Source organism: Nostoc sp. NMS8 (assembly GCF_017115045.1).
Taxonomy (GTDB): domain Bacteria; phylum Cyanobacteriota; class Cyanobacteriia; order Cyanobacteriales; family Nostocaceae; genus Nostoc.
This window is the reverse complement of sequence record NZ_JABXKK010000076.1, coordinates 1-16015: the sequence shown is the minus strand read 5'-3', so window position 1 is coordinate 16015 and position 16015 is coordinate 1. Positions and strand designations below refer to the sequence as shown.

At 40.9% G+C, this 16015-nt stretch carries 13 protein-coding genes and 1 pseudogene; 10 read left to right on the top strand and 4 right to left on the bottom strand.

The window, feature by feature from the left end:
- Positions 1-63: 63 nt before the first annotated feature.
- Complete coding sequence (locus HWQ39_RS14725) at positions 64-1779, bottom strand: SulP family inorganic anion transporter (RefSeq protein WP_292846062.1); 1716 nt, start codon at positions 1777-1779, stop codon at positions 64-66.
- A gap of 86 nt (positions 1780-1865) precedes the next feature.
- On the bottom strand, positions 1866-3248 hold the full coding sequence (locus tag HWQ39_RS14720; RefSeq protein ID WP_292846059.1) for a DUF2252 domain-containing protein: 1383 nt from the start codon (positions 3246-3248) through the stop codon (positions 1866-1868).
- Positions 3249-3939: 691 nt separating this feature from the next.
- Here HWQ39_RS14720 and HWQ39_RS14715 point away from each other — a divergent pair.
- The 8 genes and pseudogenes from HWQ39_RS14715 to HWQ39_RS14680 all read left to right on the top strand — a co-directional run bounded on the left by HWQ39_RS14715 (position 3940) and on the right by HWQ39_RS14680 (position 12771).
- Entirely contained in the window at positions 3940-4905 is a 966-nt protein-coding gene (locus tag HWQ39_RS14715; RefSeq protein WP_292846056.1) for a PHB depolymerase family esterase, read from the top strand.
- Between the two features lie 506 nt (positions 4906-5411).
- A complete protein-coding gene (locus tag HWQ39_RS14710; RefSeq protein ID WP_292846053.1) occupies positions 5412-6647 on the top strand; it encodes an energy transducer TonB in 1236 nt (411 codons plus the stop codon).
- A gap of 179 nt (positions 6648-6826) precedes the next feature.
- Positions 6827-7176, top strand: a pseudogene (locus HWQ39_RS14705) (phospholipid-binding protein).
- A gap of 43 nt (positions 7177-7219) precedes the next feature.
- Positions 7220-7684 carry a hypothetical protein gene (locus tag HWQ39_RS14700; RefSeq protein ID WP_292846050.1) on the top strand — a complete coding sequence of 155 codons (465 nt, stop codon included), beginning with the start codon at positions 7220-7222 and terminating at the stop codon, positions 7682-7684.
- A gap of 354 nt (positions 7685-8038) precedes the next feature.
- Positions 8039-8947 carry a hypothetical protein gene (locus HWQ39_RS14695; protein ID WP_292846047.1) on the top strand — a complete coding sequence of 303 codons (909 nt, stop codon included), beginning with the start codon at positions 8039-8041 and terminating at the stop codon, positions 8945-8947.
- A gap of 14 nt (positions 8948-8961) precedes the next feature.
- On the top strand, positions 8962-10884 hold the full coding sequence (locus tag HWQ39_RS14690; protein ID WP_292846044.1) for an Hsp70 family protein: 1923 nt from the start codon (positions 8962-8964) through the stop codon (positions 10882-10884).
- Between the two features lie 319 nt (positions 10885-11203).
- Positions 11204-11692: a DUF4174 domain-containing protein gene (locus HWQ39_RS14685; protein ID WP_292846041.1), complete on the top strand. Its 489-nt coding sequence runs from the start codon at positions 11204-11206 to the stop codon at positions 11690-11692.
- A gap of 572 nt (positions 11693-12264) precedes the next feature.
- A complete protein-coding gene (locus tag HWQ39_RS14680; protein WP_292846038.1) occupies positions 12265-12771 on the top strand; it encodes a DUF1993 family protein in 507 nt (168 codons plus the stop codon).
- A 381-nt stretch (positions 12772-13152) separates the two neighbouring features.
- Here the strand turns inward: HWQ39_RS14680 and HWQ39_RS14675 are convergent, their stop codons facing one another.
- Positions 13153-13530: a hypothetical protein gene (locus HWQ39_RS14675; protein ID WP_292846035.1), complete on the bottom strand. Its 378-nt coding sequence runs from the start codon at positions 13528-13530 to the stop codon at positions 13153-13155.
- 69 nt (positions 13531-13599) lie between these two features.
- On the opposite strand from HWQ39_RS14675, the gene HWQ39_RS14670 reads away from it, so the two are divergent.
- Entirely contained in the window at positions 13600-13848 is a 249-nt protein-coding gene (locus HWQ39_RS14670; protein WP_292846032.1) for a DUF1392 family protein, read from the top strand.
- Here HWQ39_RS14670 and HWQ39_RS14665 read toward each other — a convergent pair.
- The gene (locus HWQ39_RS14665) at positions 13826-15004 is read right to left on the bottom strand and encodes a glycosyltransferase family 4 protein (RefSeq protein WP_292846029.1); all 1179 of its coding nucleotides are present in this window, start codon (positions 15002-15004) and stop codon (positions 13826-13828) included. The two genes, HWQ39_RS14670 and HWQ39_RS14665, sit on opposite strands and share 23 nt — an antisense overlap.
- A 673-nt stretch (positions 15005-15677) precedes the next feature.
- On the opposite strand from HWQ39_RS14665, the gene HWQ39_RS14660 reads away from it, so the two are divergent.
- Positions 15678-15866 carry a hypothetical protein gene (locus HWQ39_RS14660; protein WP_292846026.1) on the top strand — a complete coding sequence of 63 codons (189 nt, stop codon included), beginning with the start codon at positions 15678-15680 and terminating at the stop codon, positions 15864-15866.
- Positions 15867-16015 lie beyond the last annotated feature (149 nt).

Genomic DNA, 16015 nt, shown 5'->3' with positions numbered 1-16015 from the left:
TTAATTTTACTTAGTTTGGCCATTAGTCGCTCATGAGCGACCGTACAGTGACTTGTAATTCCTTTAAGTTGATTGTTGGTTGCTAACTTCGTGGAAAGCCGCCAACGCCTCTTCTAAGTGGTTAAAAAACCGATTAGCACCGATTAAATCTGTCAGCCCGTCCCGCTCGAACTGGACTTTTACCTCCGGTGACAGACCGGACAGGACAAAAGTTACGTTCTGAAGGGATAATTCCTTGACGACATCCCGAATCGTTTGGGATGCGGAGTAGTCGATTTCAGTAATTGCTCTGGACTCCAGAATAAACCATTGCACAGGTGATTCAGCATTTTTCACGAGATTTTGCACCTCCTCTGAAAAGAAGCTGGCGTTAGCATAATACAAGTCTCTACTAAACCGATAAACTATCAGACCAGATGCTGATACACTGCCGATACGGACAGGAATCGCCTGCCATAATCTCTGAGCATCGGGAATAATGATTGCAGAATGCGGTCGGTAACTATGACGCACGTGCAAGATCAGCGACAAAATAATTGCTAAAACAATACCCTCTTTAACACCGATAAAAACAACTGTAGCAGTAGTAACGATCGCAAGATAAAACTCCTCACGATGGGTCGAAAATATTGCCCGCATCCCCTGAATGTCAATCAATTTTAGTCCAATCAAAAATACAATTGCTGCTAAAACCCCATTCGGCAGATAGCTAATTGGTTGAGTGAAGAAGAGGATGACTACTAATACCACTGCTACTGTGGTCAGTTGAGCTACTTGGCTTCGTCCTCCTGCTGTGTCAACAATTTCAGTTTTGGTCGGGCTACCATTGACGACAAAGGTTCCACTCATCCCTGCCGCCAGATTAGCTAGAGCTAGACCCTCAAGGTCAATATTTTCTTGAAAGTCCTCGTTGTATCGGAAGGCGTAAGCGCGTGAGGTCGCTGCACTTTGAGCAACAATGACGATACAGCACGATAGGGCAATGCCAAATACTTGTGGTATTTCACTCAGAGCAATAGTGGGCAACCCAAAAGATGGCAGTCCGCTGGGGATAGATCCAACTACCATAACACCATGACTAGCAAAGTTAAACAGCCAACTGCCAATAATTGCTACTATTACAGCCAGCAACGCACCTGGAAATTTTGGAAGCAATCTGTCGCATAGTTTAATGGTAATCAAGACTGCTAGAGAGATCGCGATCCCTAATGGGTTAGCATGGGGCAGACCTTGAAAGGTATTAATGATTTGCTGGATTGGATTATTCCCCCCAACCTTAAGATCCAACAATCCACCTAATTGACTGATCGCTACTTGAATTCCTACCCCAGTCAAGAAACCTACCAACACGGTACGCGACAGAAAATCCGCTAGGAAACCCAGTCTAAACAGGCGTGCTAACAGTAAAAGTCCAGCTACTAAAATGGCGACTAATTCTGAATACGCTAAATATTGCGAACTCCCCAACGCTGCCAAGCCTGATAGCCCAGCCGCCAGGATTGCAGCTGTTGCAGAGTCGGCAGCGACCACCAGATGGCGAGAAGATCCAAAGAGCGCAAAAGCCAAGGCTGGAAGAATAAGTGTGTAAAGACCTGTGGCAATGGGCGTTCCGGCAATCTTTGTGTATCCCATGACTTCAGGAATGCCCAGTGCTGCTAGCACAATACCCGCAACGATATCATTCCCAATTGTGACTCCTGCCAAAGGTAAAATTCCCTGAAACAGGCGAAATCGCTTTTTAGTTAGATGCTGGGCTGTATTTGCGTTCAATTTCTTCATCTAAACCTCCAGGAGACTCTCACCAAATCTGTACTCCGTTCAGTGGTGGGTAGTTTACTATTTCGGATTCAAATCCTTGTCCAAAATTATTCCTCGATTGCCTTGATCTGCCCTGCCGCAACTGCATCAGCTAGTGCTTTGTAATCCCGCTCGGTCTGATCGGCGTAAGCTACTGCAAAATTAGCGATCGCCCGATCAAATGTGTCACTTTGACCAAGATAACCACTAATAATGAATCGATTCCCCGAACGGGCATGACTCCGCGCCAGTGCCCAACCACATAAATGGCAGTAGCCCCTCAAATCCGTCTCCGACATTCCTTCAATCTCGACGGAAGTTTTCATATCTCTGAGTTGCCGCAGGTAGAAGTCGTGCCCACTATCGCCCCTTGTCCAGCCCAGGAAGATATCGCTTGCTTCTTGCATCAAATGCTGTCCTGCTACAACCCGTTGGGCATGGTTCTCATAACTACTTTTCCCGGCATAGGGTTCCAGTACTGAAGCACGAGCTTCTTTAATTTGTAGAAATAAAGGGTCATTATCCCCTGTCACCAGCAGGGCAATACCACAGCGTGTCCCGACACTGCCAACACCCACTACCTTCATTGCTACATCAACAATCTGATATTGGTCTAATAAAATACGGGAATCCTCACGTAGGGTTTTCCGATATTTATGAAAAACGGATAACATCTCTGATGCTTGTGGATCTCCAGGTGACGGATGGAATAATAAGGGAGGATTGTCAATAAAACGGCGCTTTCCTTTCACCGTTTCGATTAATTTATGCAGATCCAAAATAGGCTTGAATGCCCTTGCTTTTTTCACTTCACTTTTGACTTTATTTAGTTCTTTGGCGTGAGTAGTAAAGCTAAGTAGCGATTCCACCCCAATGTGGGCATACCATACCTCCAGAGCAGTCATTTGGGCGTAGTCATTTATATGTTCTCGGTAAGACTGCACAGATGCCATCGCTGCTGCCCGACTGATTTTCTCTGAGAGTTTGAGGTATCTACCTGCCACCACAATGCTTGCAGCTAAACGCTTAACATCCCATTCCCAAGGAGCTGAAAGGGTTTCGTCGAAGTCATTGACATCAAAGACGAGATTTCTCTCTGGTGTACCGTATCCACCAAAGTTGGACAAATGACAGTCTCCACAAGTCTGAACTTTGATTCCAGTCTTGGGAGTTTCGCTCAGATCGGCTGCCATGATATTGGCTGCCCCCCTCAGAAATGCAAAAGGAGATTTCAGCATTCGTCCGTAGCGAATGGGTACTAATTCCAGCAATCTTCCTTGGTTGGATTCCTCCAGCAGCGCAACTGAGTCAGGACGATTAAAGGCAGGTTTCCACTCTTGATGGCTAGATCGCGGCACTCGATCCCGCAGGGCTTTTCCCATCGCGCTACCTTCAGCACGAGAGAGCCACTGTGGAGGTAAGTTTTGATGGGAGCATTTGGGGTTGACCATCTGTGAGAGGCTAAAACTATAGAGCTTTTGTCAATAAGTACATAATAATTGATTGATATTATCCAGAAAATCAGGTTAGTCAACAGATTTTTCGGGTTAGCGAGCTAGAACTAACAGTGTGTCTCCACTGGGGTTTAGGCCAGATTTGCAACTGCTATATACACGGTTATCATTCTGCTCAAGGATATTTTGAGTCTTTTAACTGATTGACAAAAGGTACTTTCTGTTAACCTATCACGAATGTTATTATATATACTTTCTAGCCTTTTACTCTTTTGTTAAGAAACATGTGACTAATGCATAGCCAAAAGGCGATCGCAACCTCATTTTGAAATGAGATAAACCTGTTAACGAGTTTAAAAGAGCGATGTCTACCACGGTCACTGAGCTTTGTCGTACCCCCTACTAGACAAGCAAGCAAGAGCGTCTAGTAGAGAAGTGCGGGCTATTCTGTGATGCCCTCCATTCAAGCGACCTAACAGTGGGTTTCGGAGAGAGGAAAACGGAAAAGCGTCGCACCCCAACTCCCCCAGGAGTACTAGATTATATCTGTAGTTAGAGTTGTACTAGTTGTAATTGGGCAATTATTCAGCCATTCGTGTGAGGTAAACAGTAAGTGAATAGATGTATTTTGTTATCTATAACAGCATAAAAAACAAGATACTTATACTTTTAGCAAATTTTATTTACCGTGAATGTTCATCTAAGTTTTCGGTTCTGGAAGCGAATATTTACTTGTTTTACCTTAATTAGTTTAGTAACAGCTTGCGAATCAATTCAAGCAGAGCAAATAACTGACCGACAATCCCAAGTTATTTTGGGTGATAGTAATGGCGAACTAACTGAGCAAGGTGCTGTGCGTACTTACTATATTTACACACCCAAGTCTTATTCTTCTAATCGTCCTATGCCATTAGTTTTAGTATTTCATGGCGACGATGGTAGCGGGCGCTCAATTAGTAATGTCTCTCGATTTAATGAATTAGCCGAAGAAAAAGGGTTTATTGCAGTTTATCCTGATGGAATTGACCATAAATGGAGCCTCAGAAAGAAGGGCAAAAGGAATATTGATGATATTTCTTTTGTGAAGAATTTAATTAATCACTTACAGCAAGTTAGAAATATTGATAAGCGTAGAATCTACGCTACTGGCTTTTCTAAGGGTGGAATATTAACTCAGGCTTTGACCTGTCAACTATCTGATCAGATAGCAGCTTTTGCTTCTGTTGCTGGTTCTCTGCCAATGCGACTTGAACAAACATGCCGACCACTTCTCCCTGTATCAATATTGATGATTAACGGCACAAACGACCAATCTGTACATTATCAGGGCGACAAAAAAACTCAAAAAGGAGCGCTCGTTTCGATTCCGAAAGTAGTAAATTTTTGGCGCGATCGCAACCAATGTCCCAAGTATACTGCAAACGATGTAGGATTTGCCCTTAACAATCAAAGCAGTAGCGATAGAATTAAAACCTATTCCTACTCCGGTTGTAGCGCTGGTTCCGAGGTTTTAGAATTGGCTGTAGTTAATGGAGGACATCTTTGGTACGGTGGTACTTCTAGTGATAAAAATATTAACAAGTTCAATAACAACCTGGGTTTGGACTCAACTCTGACGATTTGGAATTTCTTTGAACGTCATAGTCTACCCTAGTTTCGGGCAAACGCATCCGCTCAATAAGAACACTTTAATCTCAATAAAGCCCAAAATAATCACATGGTGGGCATCGTTGAGAGGTTAAGATAATCTTACTTTTGTCAACTAGAAATTATGCTGAAATTTTAGTAAAAGCACAGGTATTAGCTATAAAACTACCCATACTATTACAAGATACAAAGATGATTCGGTCACTTTTGACTTATGGATTGTCTGTAAATATAGAAAGGGAAAGGGTATAAAAATATGGGGTGTACCCGCATTTCTCACAAGCTTGAGGGAAGGGGCAGAGGGGAAAGAACTTGGTATTTGAACTCTCTCCTGTTCCCCTGCACAAGCACAGACTTTCAGAGATGTGGTGAGAAATCCGGGTTGAACACGGTGCAATCGCTCAAATTTCTCCTTGATGCCCTTGTACGAGGAATTATAGACAACCGAAAATAACAAAAACTTGTACTCTATAAATAGACTGCTAAGGATGCTATTAAAGAAAGTACAATCACATGGCTTCATCTGATAAATTTCTGTACCATCGGAGTGTGCGCCCTCTCAATATGCTCCAAGGTGTAGTTACTTCTATCTTGCTACACTCTATTTTTTTAGTGTGGAGCAAATATTGGTACAGAGTTTTGATGCATGAGCCGAAGCAAGAAATTAGCCAAGAGATTCCAATTGAGATAGTTGAAGTTCCTCCTCAAAAAACAGACATAACTCCTCCTTCCTCATTGAGGGCTACCAAAAATTCTCTTGCCGGTGGTAAAGCTTTGCCAGAAAGACCTGTTTTGGGGGTGAAGTCAGGGAATCTGGCAAGACAGAAAGCCGATAATGAGCGTTCTTTTGACTTAACAGCCTCATCTCCTCTCAAGGTATTCCAGACAGGACGGCAGCAGCAGAAAACGGAATTACCAAATCGATTTGGTCAACAACCGCAATTCAAATCTCCCAAAACGGCATCAGCATCTGCAAGCAAGACACAAGTACCTAACTCTCAAAAAATTGCAGTAGCACCGATTACTACGCCACAGCCAGTTCCGCTTCTTAAAACAGCGCCTTTGACAACACCTTTAGTACTTAATCCAAAACAAATAGCGTCAGCACCTGCAACCAAAGCACAAGTACCTAATTCTAAGAAAATTGCGGTAGCACCAATGACTACGCCACCGCCAGCCCAATTGGGAAAAACAGCACTTGAAAGAGCTACGACACTACCAGTACCCAGGAATCCTAACAAGTTAGGGCAGTCGATAGTTGGATTTAGTGGGCGAACACTACCTCAAGCTGAGTCATCTTTAAGAACAGGTGCAGCAAGTTTGTTGGGTGGTACTGTGGGAGTATCTAGTCAGAATTATCGCGGCGATCAACTCGCAGCTGTGCCTAATTCCAACCGCGATCGCATTGGGACTTCTGGTGTTGATGCCAGCAGTCAAGATGTAGACCTCACCTCTTACTTAAACAAATTAAAGCAACGCGTTCAGCAGCAGTGGCTACCAGGAATGAGCCAGTCTAATCGGCGAACGGTGCTTAACTTCACTATTAATCGTTCAGGTGAAGTTAATAATCTCAATATTGTACAAACCTCTGGATTTCGTGTGACTGATGAAGTAGCAATGAATGCGATACAGCGAGCTGCACCTTTTGCACCTTTGCCCACAGGATATCGCAAGAACTACATTGATATTGAATTTACATTTGATATCAATGTTTATGGCGAACTAAATTTATGGAGGGATGGTGGCTAACAACAGGGAAACAGAGTATTAGTGGTGGCGATGGCAATACAATTAGGCTCATTGATCTGCTCCTCAAATCTGACCGTGAGCGAATGAAACAACTGTAAGACTGCTGTTGAACGCTCAGAGCGCAGATGAGTGCAATAATTAACTGTATTTAAATCTATATTCGCAGAGAGATTACAGTCATGGGTTGGTTACAAAGACTGTTTGGACTTGAATTACCAGAAGATGCTCAAGTTAACCCAGATCCGACTCTAATTGCTTATTCTTCCGAGTCGGGAGAAACCATTCCCCTCTTCGAGTCGGACTAAATGGGGAATACGATCAAAGTGGTTTAGCTAAAAGAGTGGCCCTAGCTTTTGATGAAGACTCACGATTTGATGAGATTGATTCTGTCTATGTTGCTCAGTTGGGAAGTAGCGTAGTTTTCGAGGGAGAAGTACCCACAGGAGAGATATTAGCACAATTAGTGGATACAGCCTTCAGAGTGAGTGGGGCTTCTGATGTACAGAGCGATCAAGTTAGTATCGCGTAAAATACAGGAAATTAAATATATTTAAGATGAGGAGCAAGAATTAATGACAACGGGCAATCAATTAAAACCTCGACAACTGAGCATGGTATTGACGTTAGGTACAGTGCTGATGATAAGTAGTTGTGGTCAAAAACCGGGAGAATCTACTACCACTACGCCTCAAACACCAACTGCGATTGCTCCACCTAGTCTTGCATCTAGTCCTGCATCTAGTCCTGCCTCCAGCCCCACCTCTAGTCCTATCCCTAGTGGAAATACAACTTCTAGCTCTAAGAAGCCAGCATCGGCAAATAGAGCAGCAGTTTTAGCAGCAGCACAAAATATCGGGGTGAAACCACAAAACGAAACAACTTGCCCAAGTGATGCACCAGTAAAAGGCAAAATTACGAATAAGAGAGGCAACATTTATCACCTTCCCAAAACCTTAGATTACGAAAAAGTCAAACCGGATATTTGTTTTAAAGACCCGGCAACAGCACAAGTTGCCGGTTTCCGTGCGCCTAAGTGATCTAAATAGGGCAAAGGCAGTTGATTTTTCAAATACTTTCTAGGGCATGTCATCAATTGAGCCAAATAACAGAAGCAGCCAGATAAATTGCACCTAGAAAGTTTGCAGCACGCTTGTCGTAAGATAGTAATTTGCAACCAATCTAATTCATTATTATTAATCCATAATTCATAATTAAAAAGCATTGTACACGGTGCTTCTACAAGCAGTCCTGTTTTAGTTGGGGTTTAAATCCCTGATTTCCCATAATTATCAATTATGAATTAATTAGGTCATCATCTTATTACAGGGTGAAATGAACAGTTATTTGTTCATTTCACTCCTATTAGTAACGTTAAAGTCTTAGCCAACGCAATGAAAACCATAAGCTCACTTTTTAGCGAAGAACGCAACCAACTTCAGACAGATATTGATAACACAACCAATATTGAGGAGATAGTTAAGCTGGTTCAGAACCGAATCGATCATCTCGAAAGAATTTACATTGAAAAGCTTAATCTGGCTCAAGTTCGTCTGGCTAACTTTTTTCTGGATACACTCCGACAATCCATTGCCACTCTCGCTGCGGCTAACTATTCTCAAGTCGCTCCAACAGAGCGAAAGCAATTTACCAACCCAGGTACAAAGTTTCTTCCCAGCAAACTGATTCTGAAAGTACTACAGGGACTCATTTATATAGGCATCTTAAGTTCGTTATTTTCTTTAACTAAAAATACCCCAGGTGCATGGATGGCTATCTTGTTAACCTCTATACTTCTGGGGCTAGAAGTTGTGCTTCAACTTGACTTAAACAACCAGCAAAATAATTATATGTCTTTAGAAGTATTAGAATTACCTCAACCTCTTCTCAGAGTTGATAGCAAAGTATTTCTAGATCACCTTGGCGATGCTCTCAACACGATTGACCTAGCAGTGGCTAGAGTAGAAGAATCGAATAAACATGAAAGCGACCTAGCAATAGAAGAACTGCCAGAGCTATTGAATTTTCTGCAAAGGCTAATGGGCGCATCAAAACTTGATAAACCCCAAATGGCTCATGAACTGGCGAAACTTCTGCCACAGATTTTAATGTCTCAGGGAATTAACACTCAAATTTACCGACCAAATGACCCTGATAGCGATCGCAATTATTTTGACTTTGAGCCAAGTATCGACCCCGATACCAAAGATTACGTAACTCTAACTCCTGCTTTGTTAAAAGGCGATCGCTTAATTAGGCGCGGTCGGGTAATTGAGCCAGCATATTCCTCTTCTAGAGAATAATAGACAATAAGGGTATGGAAATTTTAGAAACAATCGGTTTTGATTTGGGGCACGGTGAGACGGCTGTAGCTAAAGCTATAGTGGAAAGCATCGAACCCCCCCAGATGCTGGAAATTAATAACAAGAAGAACCAAATTACGGCTCTTGGTTGGCATCCTAAACTTGGTTACCTTGTCGGGGAACAAGCATTAATTCAAGCTGGCGTTACCCAACTGACAATTTCTTTTAAGCAAAAACCCAACAACGATCCCAAATATCGGGAAACAATTAGCACTTTTGTGGCAACCTACTACCGCCTTTTGAAAGAAAGCAAACAACTTGAAGGTGGAGAAAGTAGCTATTTTTACATCGGTTGCCCTTCAGGATGGTCAGTTAGCGATCGCTTAGAATACCAAAAGCTACTTCAAGAAGCTGGCATTCCCCAACTTAATGTTGTACCCGAATCGCGGGCTGCTTTCATGCAAGCCAAGGAAGCCGGGAAGCTTGAGTATGACAAATTAGTTGCATCGGTGCTAATTGTCGATATTGGTTCTTCAACCACAGATTTTACTTTGGTTAAGACCTTAGAAGAGATCCCGATAGATTTCGGGAGTAATACTTTGGGAGCATCCCTAATTGACAAGGCTATTTTTGCCCGGACTCTGGCCAACCACGAACAAAAAGCATTACTCGAAAAAGTATTTAAGGAATATCCCCATCACCAAGCTCGTTGTGAACTTGCTTGCCGCAAAGCTAAAGAAGACTACTTTTCTAATGAACAGTTATATAACGATCCCGAATCCTTTGCGCGTGGGTTTGAGTCTATCAACGAGCAAATTTATTTTATTCCCCAAGTAAATAAATTGATGATGGAGGAAATCTTAAATGAACCCTTACCTGAGCTAGGGCTTCATAGTTGGATTCAAACGTTTAGCGACTCTTTAAATGAGGCAAAAGAAAAGTTGGAAAAACTTGGAATCGTGCCGAAACTTGTGCTGATGACTGGCGGCGCATCTCGCATGAAGTTTACCCACCTTCTTTGTCAGGAAATGTTTCCCGAACCAGAAACGCTGCTCCGTCCTGATCCAGAACCGGAACGGTGCATTGCACTGGGTTTAGCACGAGTAGGAAGATGGGATCTGCGTGCTGCTGCTTTTAAACAAGAAGTCAACAAACTATTTACCTCGAATCAGCTTAAAGGTTTGATTGAGACACATATCCCGGAGTTAATCGAATCATTAACTAAGCCTTTGACTGATGGCTTGATTGTTAACGCAGTTAAACCAGGTTTAAAAGATTGGCAAAAAAACAAAATACGGACTTTAGCAGATTTGGAAACATCTTTAATCAGTCGTGCAGAACAGTGGCTCAAAAGCGATCTCGCTGTGCAGATAATTAATCATCAATGCGCTTTTTGGTTTAGCAATAAAATTCAACCAGATTTAGCTGCACAAACCGATCCAATATGTCGAAAGTTTCAGATACCTAGAAGCAGCTTAAGGTTTGAGGATAGCATTTACCCAAATTTTGTTAACCCAGAGCTACGAATTGGAGATGCTATCCTTGCTGAAACAGTGGCGTTTATCGTCAATGTAGTAATTGGTGGAGGTACTGTAGCTAGCATAATCACTCTAATCCTAACTGGACACTTAACCTGGCCTATTGCATTAGTATATGGGGCTTCGGTTATGGCGGCAGGAATGGAGTTAAATCGCAAGAGTGTTCAAGAAGTAATCAAGACAAATGTGGATGTACCTAGTTGGGTTCGTTCTAGTTTTTTAAGTGACAAAAAAATTGAGGATATGTGTGAGCAAATAAAGCCGCAGTTAGAGAAAGTTATTCAAGAACAACTCACAGCAGATCAACAGGCTTTTGACAAACTGATTGTCAAAGTTGAGCAAGGGGTTCAAAAAAGCCTTTCCAACAAAGTGAAATCTTGTATAATTTTGATTCAATAGTGAGCAATTAAATTAATTTTTACTTCTGCTACTCGCTTGATAACGGGTCTTTGGGTTACTCTTATCTTGTAAAAAGTGCCAATGTTAGTTTGAATCTCTAAAAAATACAGACTAGAGGAGATGTAATGTTGTACCTCATCTGAATGGGAACCGCTTAAGTGCGATGGCAACGAGAACACCGCAGGCATCGCACTTAAGAATTCCAGGGAGGAAAAGTTGCATTACCTCTACCTAATACCCAAAACAAACCACCAGATAGAGTCAGAGTAGGAAAGCTGATGATAGCTTGAGATGATGGAATAAGACAACAACAAAGAGCGTGAATAAGTCAGTATTAATTGCCCTTACTCTCACCGCCTGTACAGCCGTGTCACCAGTCAGCATTGCTGGTACTCTCCCAAGTTCAACCCAAGCCATCAAAATGTCCTCATTTAACCTTAGTTCCCAAAAATGGCAAAACCGCGTGTTACTAGTGTTTGCACCATCGGTTGATAACTATACCTATCAACAACAGATGCAGTTATTTAACCAGCACCAAAACGGTTTTACAGACCGGGATTTAGTTCTCGTTCAGGTTTTGGCAACAGATAAAAGCTATGCCAACGGACAGTTAATAGATGAATCTTCTGCTGTCAAGTTGCGAAATCGCTTTGGGGTTGATAGAGAAAATTTTCGCGTCATTTTGGTAGGCAAAGATGGTGGTGTTAAGCGCCAAGACACAAAACCTGTCCCAGCGACAGCAGTTTTTGAGCAAATTGACGCTATGCCCATGCGCCAGCAAGAAATTCAAGAGCGGGGCAGAAAGTAACTATCAAATAAAATTCTTAGAGGAAAAGTCACTAGGAGCGATCGCTTGGGTTTTCCTCGCTCGAATTAAGAGCGATCACTAAAATCTTTATCAATAAGTAGGGGTTAATGAGATTATTTTTGAGTCTATTGGTATTTCCGATCTCTTTGCAACCCGATCCCAATATCTTAACAATTTATCTGGAGTTTTAAGAATACTCAAGCATTTGGGTAGAATTATTACATAATCTTAAATTATTTACATAGTTTCTTTGTTGCATTAGTCTCTAATTTCCGACTCCAAAACCCTCACCAGTTTTTCTTCCAAAGCTGTCAAATAAGCACGTTTGGGCTTCCCCAGCATCTCCAAAAACTTCTGTATATATTATTATAGCGTATCTTAATATACTGAACACTTAAAGGACTAACTCTTATCCAGCATCCAGGGATTATTAACTATGGGAAAACATTTAGTATCTTTGGATCTGTGACTAAATTAGGTTCCATATTCTTTGACACAATATCACAGTCAATACCCCCTAATATTAGATGGGGCGGCTCAAAGTCGTTTGAACTTTTTCTGGAGAAATCTCAATGACCATTTCAATGTACCAAGCTTTAATACCCGTGTCTATTCGCACACTGAATAACCTTACAAACATTCTTGAAAAAGGTTCTGCTTATGCAGAAACTAAAAAGATAGATCCTTCTGTGTTGATTAATAGTCGTCTATCGCCAGATATGTTTCCATTATCAAAACAAGTGCAAACTGCCTCTGACATAGTAAATAGAGGTGCCGCACGGTTAGCAGGAATAGAACCACCTAAATTCGAGGATAATGAAACTACATTTCCTCAACTTATTGATCGCATTCAAAAAACTATCTCTCATTTAAATACTTTTAAACCGGAGCAAATTGACGGTTCAGAAGAGAGAAAAATTACCCTACAGATGCGTGACAATACTCTCTCTTTTCAAGGAACGCCATATCTGTTCTATTTTGTTTTACCAAACCTTTATTTCCATGTCACAACAGCATATAACATTCTCAGACACTGCGGTGTCGAACTAGGTAAACAAGACTTCCTTGGTCAGCCTTAATCGAAGCAGTATCTAACGCAATTTTTTCGAGAATTTCTGAGCAAAACTTGCATTACATATTGCTTGAGTTAGTAAAAAATAGACTTCTTGACTTCTTGGCATTGTGGGGAAAAGTTTTTTCTTCTTCAACATTTCCCTTTTCTCAGTAATTACACTGGCTTGAATCCCGCTGATTAATTAGTAAAATGGCCCTTGGCTGTGACGGCTGGTATCTTTTCTCAAGGCTTGTGCCTTAAAAGTCCTGCTACCCAAGGCTCGTTGAAGCTGAATTTGAAAATGCAATCGGCGATTTAGATGGTGTTTTAATTGAGGAAGCTGCCAAATACCAAAGCGATTGCCATTTCTGAAAGCTGGCTTTGAATGGCTTTGAATGCCTCTGTATCATCTTCTTTGGGCAAGGAAGCCCAACCCAATCGCCGTCAATAATCCAAAGCTCAAAAGGACATTTTCCCACAACGATGATAAAGTCCTCACATGATTGACGTGAAGGATATCTTCGATAAAGCCTGGAATGCTAAAGCCAACAATGACCGAATATGCCCAGAACCACCAACGACCTGGTTCATTTCCACGACGGTAATAGTTACTAATCCACACTAAGATACTTCCTAACAAAATCGTGCCATGCAGTCCGAGGCTCCGCCAGGGATTAGCGTAGGAGAGAGGACGAAAGTATATCCACCACACCCACCAGAACACCGCTAATACTGCAACTAGACCCCAACTCAACCACGAAAACCACCGATTATTGTTATTCACGGTCTGCACCCCAATTTCTTTATTCTCCCATCTTGCATGTGGAGAAATGAATGTCATTTGGATATAGTATTGAAGCATTATATAGATTCACAACTCCAACACCAAATTCCTGAAAAATCTATAATCAGTTTATTGCTATCAAAATTGATATCAAATGTGCAAGAACTAGCACGCGCCAACACCACAGTCTATGTTAAGTCGGCCAAAGCTTTCGGTTATTGCACTGGTGTGGAGTGGTTAGAACGTGGCTGGAAATATGAAATCTTCAAAAGAGAACCATTTACGTTTTTAGCTATCAACCTGGAGCCTGGATACTAGTAATTAGCGGTGCAAGTTTAGAAGCCATAACCTCTATACTATATTTTTCTACACATCTTTGTCTGGCTTTAATACCTCGCTGGTTTGCTGACTCTAAATTCTCAAATATCAATCGAATTTGTTTAACAATTTGTTCAGGACAAGAAGGCTCAACTAAATAACCAGTATCACCTAAAATTTCGGGAATATCTCCAACACGTGTTGATAATACAGGTTTAGCCATTGCCATTCCATCAGTCAACTTCAAAGGGAATTGAGCACGAGTTTCTGGAGTATCTCGCTGGGGAACGACAACAATATGAGCAGCAGCAACAAGATCCGGCATGGCATCAACTGGATACTTTGGTAGTTTGATAATCCAGCGTCCCCAACTTTGTTGAAGTTGTTGATCATAATCATCATAAGGACTGCCACCAATAATCACTAATTTTAAGTCTGGCTGATTAATTTTATCTAGCGCTATGAGAACATCTTCTAAACCTTTATAAGGTCTAGGTGCGCCAGGAAACATTAAAATTCGGTATTCAGATAAATTATAGCGACTTCTACTGGAATCAGTATTACATCGAGCCGGATCAAATAGGGAGGTATCTTTGCCGTTAGGAACCAACATACCACCAAAACGCTGCTGCAAAAATTTAGTATGCACCGTCACAGCATCCGCATGATTTACCAAACCTTCCATCCATTTAACGTACAAAGGATGATATGGGCTCCTGAGTGCGCCGTCTGATTTCAATAAATCCCTAGCTAATTGTTTCAGTGTCGGACAATAACGCCAGTTATCACCACCATGCCAGCTAAGTTCCCAATCATCTATATCTAAAATCACTGGTTTTCTGCTGTATAAGCTTTTTAACAGTGCTACTCCAAAACTCGGTATCTGTGGTTTAATTGCATAAATTATATCTCCATCAATATGTTTTAAAACTTTCTTGGCTGCTTGAAAAAATTTCGGATAATTTGCACCTTCTATAGCAAAAACTTTCGTATCAGATGGAATGGCAGCAGAGAGATTTTTATTAAATAAAAATCCTAATATTTCTGTTTCATAACCCAATTTTTCTAACGCTGATTTTAGCAAAGATGCTCGAATAAAACCATCATTGGTAGACAAATTCCATACAAGCAGCGATATCTTTAGTTTAGTTTTCATTTTGATAAAATTTGATAATTATGATTTGAGAAATCAAAAGCCCTACATTATCTATTGCAAATATTTCAGCAATTAAATGATCAATTTACACCTTGAAAATACTTTTTTAATATTTCAACAAATTAATTTTTTTGTTGTATTTACGATGAAATTTTAGTAATTATATATAAGCTAATGGTACTACTATGGGCCAGAAAATAGTTATTAACACTAAAATTATTCTAGATAAAAAGCGCTGCTCTCGGTTCATTTATTTATCATCTATCAAGAAAAATAACCATTGCTTCAACAAAGACCAAGCAAATGCTAAATAAACGGTTATTTCAACATAACCAAGAAGCAAATTAAACATTAGCCCTCTACTAATAGTAAAGTTTTGGTCAGCATTCTAAATGGGCAAACTAGCTTTTTAAATCTCCAATTTTAAAAATCAATGATTTTTACAAAAGCCTAATATTTAATTTCATGAAATTTACTATTTTGGCATAAACCTCGAATTAGTGTGAATATTAGAAGTTTTTTATAAAATAGACATTCTAAATATTGTTAAACTAAAAATTTAACAGGAATATCTCTTACGCTTTAAAATTTACAGAATGTAAGCTGCGATTGCAATGAATAATCTTTTGATGAACTTGTCAATTTTTTATTAGTGCTGGATAATTTGCCTCTTTTGCTTAATTTCGAGAAATTCCAACTCCAGCAAATTGTCAAAATATCTCCTACTCCGGCGTTGCTGAATCAAAGTATGAATCATGCGATCGCCTTAAGCTTGTGGTCGCATAGCGCCTACAGCGCCTCTGAACCGTACTTAAGCAGGGTTAGCGCGTCTCAAACCCTGTTGACAGGCGGACTTGCCTGATCAGCAATATCAGCAATCAAGTTGGAAACAAAGTGGCACTATCTGAGGCAGGGTAAGATTTAATCCATCTAGGTGCAAGGTTCGAGTAATGCCAACCAGCCCTTTCAAGGTGTCTGTTTTTAGGTACTATTTTTGGGATAGAATTTTAG